7 protein-coding genes and 1 pseudogene are annotated in these 8,192 nt (G+C 75.5%); 3 read left to right on the top strand and 5 right to left on the bottom strand.

The features are described from left to right. Together C1I99_RS33470 and C1I99_RS26295 are read left to right on the top strand one after the other, a co-directional pair. A pseudogene (locus tag C1I99_RS33470) lies at positions 1 to 128 on the top strand (undecaprenyl diphosphate synthase family protein); the annotation flags it as partial. A gap of 184 nt (positions 129 to 312) precedes the next feature. After that, positions 313 to 1,074, top strand: a complete 762-nt coding sequence (locus tag C1I99_RS26295) for a pirin family protein (RefSeq protein WP_111136873.1) — start codon at positions 313 to 315, stop codon at positions 1,072 to 1,074. A 292-nt stretch (positions 1,075 to 1,366) separates the two neighbouring features. On the opposite strand, the gene gnd is transcribed toward C1I99_RS26295, so the two are convergent. Then, on the bottom strand, positions 1,367 to 2,809 hold the full coding sequence (gene gnd, locus C1I99_RS26300) for an NADP-dependent phosphogluconate dehydrogenase (RefSeq protein WP_111136874.1): 1,443 nt from the start codon (positions 2,807 to 2,809) through the stop codon (positions 1,367 to 1,369). Positions 2,810 to 3,285: 476 nt separating this feature from the next. On the opposite strand from gnd, the gene C1I99_RS26305 reads away from it, so the two are divergent. Continuing rightward, the gene (locus C1I99_RS26305; protein WP_111136875.1) at positions 3,286 to 3,540 is read left to right on the top strand and encodes a hypothetical protein; all 255 of its coding nucleotides are present in this window, start codon (positions 3,286 to 3,288) and stop codon (positions 3,538 to 3,540) included. 54 nt (positions 3,541 to 3,594) lie between these two features. Here C1I99_RS26305 and C1I99_RS26310 read toward each other — a convergent pair whose 3' ends face one another. From C1I99_RS26310 to C1I99_RS26325, 4 genes are all read right to left on the bottom strand, one after another. Continuing rightward, positions 3,595 to 4,107 carry a hypothetical protein gene (locus tag C1I99_RS26310; protein WP_233512726.1) on the bottom strand — a complete coding sequence of 171 codons (513 nt, stop codon included), beginning with the start codon at positions 4,105 to 4,107 and terminating at the stop codon, positions 3,595 to 3,597. Then, the gene (locus C1I99_RS26315; RefSeq protein ID WP_111136876.1) at positions 4,104 to 5,804 is read right to left on the bottom strand and encodes a PHP domain-containing protein; all 1,701 of its coding nucleotides are present in this window, start codon (positions 5,802 to 5,804) and stop codon (positions 4,104 to 4,106) included. Before C1I99_RS26315 ends, C1I99_RS26310 begins: the two co-directional genes overlap by 4 nt. 161 nt (positions 5,805 to 5,965) lie before the next feature. Further along, a complete protein-coding gene (locus C1I99_RS26320) occupies positions 5,966 to 6,766 on the bottom strand; it encodes an energy-coupling factor transporter transmembrane component T family protein (protein WP_111136877.1) in 801 nt (266 codons plus the stop codon). Between the two features lie 52 nt (positions 6,767 to 6,818). Beyond that, on the bottom strand, positions 6,819 to 8,192 hold a 1,374-nt coding region (locus C1I99_RS26325), incomplete at its 5' end, for an ABC transporter ATP-binding protein (protein WP_233512727.1).

The raw sequence follows: 8,192 nt of genomic DNA on the forward strand, positions 1-8,192 counted from the left end.
GCCGGGCCGGGCGGCTGTGGAAGAGCGTGATCTCCGAGCTGCGCACCGCCGAGGAGATGTCCCGGGGCAACACGACACTGACCCTGCAGTTCTGTGTGAACTACGGCGGGCAGGCCGAGATCGCCGAGCAGCACTGCCAGGAGCTCGGCCACGCGCCGCGGCTGCGCTCCGGCGAGATCGCCGAGCTGGCCACCGGCGAGCCGGCCCTGACCTGGGCGCCCACCGAGACCGGGCAGCGTGCCTGGTGACCGGCCCCGACAACCGGGCGCGGGCGGCCGTGCGGCCCGGGAACGACGCCCACGCGGTGCCCCGGTGACGGCACCGGCGGCGGCGGTCGACATCCGGCGCGCCGACGAGCGCTTCGCCACCCGGATCTCCTGGCTCGACTCGAAGCACTCGTTCTCGTTCTCCCGGCACTACGACCCGGCCAACACCCATCACGGCCTGCTGCTGGTCAACAACGACGACGTGGTCCGCCCGGGTGCCGGCTTCGAGACCCACCCGCACCAGGACATGGAGATCGTCACCTGGGTGCTGCGCGGGTCGCTGGTGCACCAGGACTCCACCGGGCACTCCGGGGTGATCTATCCCGGACTGGCGCAGCGGATGAGTGCCGGCACCGGCATCCTGCACTCCGAGAAGAACGACTCCTGGCGGCTCGACGGCCGGGACCCGCACACCGACCCGGTGCACTTCGTCCAGATGTGGGTGCTGCCCGACGAGACCGGCGTCGACCCCGGCTACGAGCAGGTGGAGATCGACGACCAGCTGCTCCGCGGCGGGCTGGTGCCGGTCGCCTCCGGCATGGACCGGTACGACGGCGCCTCGGCGATCCGGATCCGCAACCGGTACGCCACCCTGCACGTCGGCCGGCTGAGCCCGGGCGAGGAGGCCATCCTCCCGGAGGCGCCCTTCGTCCACCTCTACGTGCCCAGCGGCGCGGTGACCCTGGAAGGCAGCGGCCTGCTCGGCACCGGCGACGCGGCCCGGCTGAGCATGACCGGCGGGCAGCGGGTCACCGCCACCGAGCCGGCCGAGATCCTGGTCTGGGAGATGCACGCCACGTTCGTCTGACGCGGCGGCCGGCGAACGCGGCGCGTGCTGTCGTCCTGTGGTGCAGCTGGGGCGCGCTCGTTGGCGAGCTGTCGACATGCGGGGAGCGCCGGGGCGGGCGGGGTCCGGCGCGTCCTGTCGAGCTGCCCGCATAGATGGGGCAGAGAGGGCGGGGTCGCTGGCTGTCCGCCGGGATCCACCGGCCGGGCGAGCGAATGGTCTCACCGGTGGGGGCAGCTCGACAGGGAGCCGGAGGTATGCGACCGCCGGGGCCGCTCCCGGCGTCATCTGCTCGGCCGGGCTGACCCGGGCGTCACGCCTCTACTTCGGAGCGGTCGCCCGCCCACAGGGTGTGGTACGTGCCCTCGCGGTCCACCCGGTGGTAGGTGTGCGCGCCGAAGTTGTCCCGCAGCCCCTGGATCAGCGCGGCGGGCAGCCGCTCCGCGCGCAGCGCGTCGAAGTACGCCAGCGACGAGGCGAACGCCGGCGCCGGCACCCCCGCCCGCGCCGCCTCGGCCACCACCCGCCGCCAGCTCGGCACCCCGTCGTTGACCGTGTCGGCGAACCACGGCGCCACCAGCAGCGTGGGCAGTTCCGGCTGCTCGTCGTACGCCTGCCGGATGCGGTCGAGGAAGCGGGCCCGGATGATGCAACCGCCCCGCCAGATGGTCGCGGTGCCGCCCAGGTCGATGTTCCAGTCGTACTCCCGGCTGCCCGCACGGATCTGGTCGAAGCCCTGCGCGTACGCGACGATCTTGGAGGCGAGCAGCGCCCGGCGGACGTCCTCGACGGCGGCGTCCCGGTCGCCGACCTGCCACGTCCCGCCCGCGCCGGGGAATGCCCGGCGGGCCGCCGCGCGCTGGTCGGCGTGCCCGGACAGCGACCGGGCGAAGGTCGCCTCGGCGATGCCGGTGATGGGGATGCCCAGGTCCAGCGCGCTCTGCACGGTCCAGCGGCCGGTGCCCTTCTGCTCGGCGCGGTCCAGCACGACGTCGACGAACGCCCGCCCGGTGGCCGCGTCGGTGTGCCCCAGCACGTCCGCGGTGATCTCGATCAGGAATGACTCCAGCTCGCCCGAGTTCCAGTCCCGGAAGATCTCCGCGAGCTCCGCCGGCTCCGCGCCCAGCCCGGCCCGGAGCAGGTCGTACGCCTCGGCGATGAGCTGCATGTCGGCGTACTCGATGCCGTTGTGCACCATCTTGACGAAGTGCCCGGCGCCGTCCGGGCCGATGTGCCGGCAGCACGGCACACCGTCCACCTGGGCCGCGATCCGCTCGAAGATCGGCCCGAGCTTGCGGTAGGACTCCGCCGATCCGCCCGGCATGATGCTCGGGCCGCGCAGCGCACCCTCCTCGCCGCCGGAGACTCCGGTGCCGACGAAGTGCAACCCGTGGCCGCGCAGCGCTTCCTCGCGGCGGCGGGTGTCGGCGAAGTGCGCGTTGCCGCAGTCGACGATGATGTCTCCCGCATCCAGCAGCGGGACCAGTTCGTCGATCACCGCGTCGGTCGGCCCGCCCGCCTTGACCATCATGATGACTGCCCGGGGCCGCTCCAACGCGGCGACGAAGTCCGCCATCGACTCGGCCGGCACGAACCGCCCCTCGCCGCCGTGCTCGGCGACCAGACTGCGGGTACGCTCCGGCGACCGGTTGTGCACCGCCACCGTGAAGCCGTTGCGGGCCAGGTTGCGGGCCAGGTTCCGGCCCATCACCGCCAGCCCGGTCACCCCGATCTGCGCTGTCGCCTGCTCGGCCATCCGTCCCGCCACCTCTCGCTGTCGGTACCCGCTGCGACCGTAGCGCGGGGGCGCGGTGGTGCGGGCGCGTCATCGGCAGCCGGTCACCGGCCCGTCGCGCTCAGCCGCGAGGGCCCCGGGCCCATGCCGGTGCCGGGTGCCCTCACGACGGCGGCGACCAGGTCCACCGCCCGCCAGGAATTCGGCTGCGCGGGCCCGCCCCGCCGGGATAGCCTGCCCGCATGCGGAACTGACGCCCCACCTCCGAGCCGGCCCGCCGCCCCGCGCCGCGGTCCGTGCGCTCCCGGGCGTCCGCGTTCCACACCTGCCGCTTACCGGCGGTGTCCATCGTGGCCGTTCCCGGGACACGTCCCTCACCTGTCCGACCGTGGCTGCCCCGCCAGCGCGGTCCCCAGCAGACGCGACCGATCCGGCCCCGGACGCCGCGACCCCGCGTCGCCGCGTCGCCGGACGGTCCGCAGACCAAGGAGGCCCGGATGCCTGCCAGGCGCAAACCGAAGAAGTCCCGTACCCCCCGGCCCACGCCGACCGTCGCCGACCTGACGCCGGCCGATCTCGACCCGGTCGCCGCGCCCGACGTGCCGGCGCTGCCGGTCGACGGCGCGGGCGGTCCGGCGGTCCGGCCGGCCACGCCGAAGGCCGGCCCCGCCGTCACCGCTGGCCGGTCCGTCGCGGCCCGGAGCAGCCAGCGCGCCGGCCAGACCCGCCGGTACGCCTTCCGGCGCAGCTGACCGCTCCGCGGCCGGTGTGGTCGCCGTAGGCGGCGGCGACCACACCGGCCGCCCTCAGTGGTCGGCGCAGCAGGGCGTCGGGTCGGGCACCTCGAACGGGGCGACGCCCCCCGACCGGTGTGGGGTGACCACCAGCACCAGCTCGCCGGCCTGCCACCGGGGCCGGACGAAGTCGCGGGTGTGCAACGGCGTCTCCGGCCCGGCCGGCGGACCGCCGAGCACCACGACCCGCTCGACCGCGCTGCCGGCGAGCAGCTCGGCGACGGTCAGCGTGCCGACCATCCGGTCCGAGCCCGGGTAGCGCACGGCCCGGCCGGAGCTGCGGGCCGCATGCTCGCCCGCGGCCCGCTCCGCCGCCGCCCGCAGCTGCGGCGGCGTGGCCGGAAGCCCGGCCAACCGGTCCGTCGCCGCCGGTACGGCCACGCTGAGCGCCACGTGCGGGTACGGGGACGCGACCAGATGAGTGCAGGCGACCAGGTCCGGCAGGCCGAGCGGTGCCACGTGCCCGCCCAGCCAGTGCTCGGCCTCCCGGACGGTCCGGTGACCGAGGCTGAGACCGAGGATCACTGCGGCAGGACCCAGATCGGGTTGGCGTAGAACCACAGGTCCTGCCACGGGTCCGCGGCCCCGGCGACGTCCAGCGCCGGCCCGGCCGGGTCGACCGCGGCGCCCATCAGACCGGGGGCGCTGCGGTTGCCGTCGGTGCCGCGCAGCCGCACGTAGAACGGCTCGGCCACCCGACCGAACGAGTAGGTGAAGGAGACCCGGCCGGTGCTGCGGCCGACCTCGAAGGACTTCACCACCCGGGTACGCGGGGCGGTGAAGGCGTCCGGGTCGGCGACCGGGCCGGTCACCGCGCCGGCGATGACGTCCACCCGGGCCAGCCGCGGCACGAACTGCGACCAGTTCGGGGTGTTCGCCAGGTCGATGTCGATGGTCAGCTCGACCTCAACGCCCTTGCGGACCCGCAGCACGCCGCCCAGTGGCGTACCGGTGGTGCGGCGCCGGTCGCCGGCCACCCGGGCCCGGACGTCCAGCCCGCTGATCAGCCCGCCGTGGTCCACCCAGACCCGGCCGGCCCGCAGGCCGTCCATCACCGCCCGGTAACCGAAGCCGGCGGCCCCGACGTGGGTGCGGCTGTAGAAGCCGGGCCAGAAGTCGCCGGCCTTGGACAGCAGCGGCCCGTGCACCGGATCGGGGTAGCGGCCGTCGGTGGCGAAGTCGCCGCCCGGGCCGCGGGTGGCGGTGTCCAGGTAGTTGACGTGCGAGTCGGAGTTGGCGCTGATCCACCAGGCCCGCCCCTCGGCGAGCAGGCTGTCCCAGAGCCCGCCGACGGTCGCGGTCATCCAGTCGAAGCCGCCCCAGGTGCGGTAGCTCTCCAGCGGGTAGCCGGGGTACGAGTTCGCCGAGGGGCTGTTGTCGTAGTAGCCGCGGGCGCGACCCGGACCCTCGGCGGCCGGGATTCCGGCCGCCTGGTGCCCGGGCGCGCCCTCCATGCCGATGGCGACCGTCGGGTCGGCGTCCCGCCAGGCCCGGATCTCGTGCGGCGAGTCGACGCCGCGCCGCGCCGGATGGTTGGCCAGGAAGAGGGCCCCCTGTACCCGGCGGCGGCGCACCTGCTCGCCGAGGAAGCGGATGCCGGCCACCGCCAGCGCCTCGTTGGCCGGGGTGGAGTCCGAGGCGCCCGTGACCGAACCGTCGAAGGAGTTCTCGAACTCCTTCAGGACGGCGACCTCGTCGCGCCCGGGGTGGACGAAGACGGTGCCGTGCTCGGCGGCCGGGATGTTCCACTCCAGGCCCTGGTAGATCAGCAGGTCCCTGAGCTGGGCGCGGGCGGCGACGATGTCCGGGTTGACCTGCTCCACGCCGATCTTGGCGTGAGCGGCGCTGCCGTGGTCGGTGACGACCATCCAGTCCAGCCCGTACGCCCGGGCGTGCCGGGCCTGGTCGACGACCCGGTACATGCCGTCGGAGCTGTACTGGGTGTGGATGTGGTGGTCGCCGGCGAGCCAGCGGAACTCGCCGGTGCGGCCGTGGTCGCCGCCGGGGCCGTGGTCGTGGCTGGCCGCGTGGGCGGGTGTCCCGGCGGCCAGCACGGTGGTGGCCGCGCCGGCGCCGAGCAGGCCGGCGCTGCGCAGGAAGCCGCGCCGGCTGAGGTCACCGGGCGACAGTTCCGCGTCCGGGACGGAGACGTCGAGCGCCGGGGGTACGTCGGCGGCGACGACCGGGTCGTGATGGTGGTGGTGCGCGTGGCCGTGGCCCATGTGGTGCTGCTCCTGTCGGGTCGGAGGAGACGTCGCGGGCCAATCTCGTCCGGCGAGGGGAACGTCGGGTGTCCGGTTCACGGCAGACATGCGAACATGCGACTCCGATGATGCTTCCCGGCCGGTAGGCGGAACACCGGGCGGGGAGCGCTGGGGAGGGATCAGCCGAGCAGCGGGCGGAAGGTGCCGAGGAGGATGCTGACCGTGAGCGCCACGGCGGCGAGCGCGCCGGCGGCGACGACGAGCAGGGCGTCGGCCGCGGTGAAGCTCTGCCGGCGGGCGACCGTACGCGGGGTGCCGGCGTCGAAGCCGCGGGCGTCCATCGCCACCGCCAGCCGGGTGCCCCGGCGGATCGCCCCGACCAGCAGCGTGAACGCGGTCGACACGAACAACCGCAGCTTTCCGAGCGGGCTGCGGCCCGCCTCCACGCCGCGCGCCCGCCGGGCCATGCTGATCATCTGCCACTCCTGGCCGAGCAGCGGCACCAGCCGGAAGGCGGCCAGCGCGCCGATGGCGAACCGGGCCGGGGCCTTCGCGTTCTGGATCAGGGCGTCGGCCAGGTCGGTCGCGTCGGTGGTGGCGAAGACGATCACGCCGGGCAGCGCCACAGCGAACATCCGCAGCACCAGGCCGAGCGCGGTGAGCAGCACCCCCGAGGTCACCACCACGGGCCCGGCCTCGACCAGCACCCGGCCGGAGCGCTCGGCGGCGAAGAGCACCAGCGTCACCAGGATGCCGGCCGCGCTGAGCAGCAGTGGCAGGGCCCGCCGGGCCAGCACCCGCAGGCGGACGCCGAACAGTGGCAGCACGGCCAGCTCGACCGCCACGGCGATCGCCGGCGCCACCGGGTCCAGGGTGGCGACCAGGATGAACGAGAAGACCAGCGCCGCGGTCAACTTGGCCACCGGGTTGCGCCGGGCCAGCGGCGCGCCCGGCGCGGCGACCGGTTCGAGGCTGATCACGGCCGCCCCCGGCCGCGCCGCCGGCGGGTGACCGGCCCGGATCGTGCGGCGGTCATGACCGCTCCAGGGTGAGGTGGCGGTCGGCCAGGGCGGCGACGAACTCCGCGTCGTGGGTGACCGTGACCAGCCCGTGCCCGGCGTCGCGCAGCTCGGCGAAGAGGTCCACCAGCTCCAGCCAGGTCCGCCGGTCCTGGCCGAAGGTCGGTTCGTCGCAGATCAGCAGGCGGGGCGCGGTGGCCAGGGCGGTCGCCACGCTCAGCCGCCGCGCCTCCCCGCCGGAGAGGGTGTACGGGTTGGCCGCGGCGAGCCTGGTCAGCCGCAACCGGGCCAACAGCGCGTCCACGGTGGCCCGGACGGCCGCCTCGGGCGCTCCGGTGCGGCGCGGGCCCAGCGCCAGCTCGTCGAAGACCGTGGCGGTGACGAACTGGTGCTCGGGGTCCTGGAAGACCGAGCCGATCCGGCGGGCCAACGCGGGGGCACGCCAGCGGTGCGGCGCGGTGCGGGCGTCGCCGCCGGCCAGCTCGACGCTCGCCCGTACGCCGCCGGCGCCCGGCTTCAGCAGGCCGCCGAGCAGCAGCGCGAGGGTGGACTTGCCGGCCCCGTTCGGACCGAGCACGGCGAGCGCCTCGCCGGCGCGTACCGCCAGGTCGACGGCGGCCAGCCGGGGCGGCAGGCCGAGCCGCTCGGTGGTGAGCAGCACGTCGCCGGCCGGCGCGGCGGCCCGGCGCGGCGGCACCGGCCGGCCGGGCACCCAGACCCCATCGGCGGCGAGCGCGTCGCCGTGCGTGCCGAAGACCGCCGCCGGCGTGCCGTCGGCGCGGACCCCGCCTCCGGCCTCCAGCACGACCACCCGGTCCACCAGCGGCAGCGCCTCGGCGACCCGGTGCTCGACCAGGATCAGCGTGGTGTCGTCGTCCAGCGCGCCGGCGACCGCGCCGCGGACCAGCGTCGCGCCGGCCGGGTCGAGGTTGGCCGTCGGCTCGTCGAGCAGCAGCAGCCCGGGGCGCAGGGCGAGCACCCCGGCGAGGGCGAGCCGCTGCTGCTCGCCGCCGGAGAGCGCCGCGGTGGGCCGGTCCCGGTGGTACGGGAAGCCGACCCGGCGCAGCGCCTCGTCCACCCGCGGCCAGATCTCCCCGGCCGGCACGCCCCGGTTCTCCAGCCCGAACGCCACGTCGTCGCCGCAGCGGGCCATCACCAACTGGCTCTGCGGATCCTGGAAGACCATGCCGACCCGCTCCCGGGCCTTGCGCGGATCCAGCCCGTCGATCTCGACGGTGCCCTCCCGCTCGCCGGAGTCCTCCGGCAGCAGCCCGGCCAGCGCCGCCAGCAGGGTGCTCTTGCCGGCGCCGGACGGCCCCAGCAGCAGCACCCGCTCGCCGTGGTCGACGCGCAGGTCCACCCCGCGTACCGCCCACGCCTTCCGCCC

This window comes from Micromonospora deserti (assembly GCF_003236335.1).
Taxonomy (GTDB): Bacteria; Actinomycetota; Actinomycetes; order Mycobacteriales; family Micromonosporaceae; genus Micromonospora; species Micromonospora deserti.

Bases quoted from the DNA above. Each gene is read 5' to 3' on its own strand.
- gnd (WP_111136874.1), bottom strand. From the start codon at position 2,809: ATGGCCGAGCAGGCGACAGCGCAGATCGGGGTGACCGGGCTGGCGGTG.
- C1I99_RS26305 (WP_111136875.1), top strand. From the start codon at position 3,286: ATGCCTGCCAGGCGCAAACCGAAGAAGTCCCGTACCCCCCGGCCCACG.
- C1I99_RS26315 (WP_111136876.1), bottom strand. From the start codon at position 5,804: ATGGGCCACGGCCACGCGCACCACCACCATCACGACCCGGTCGTCGCC.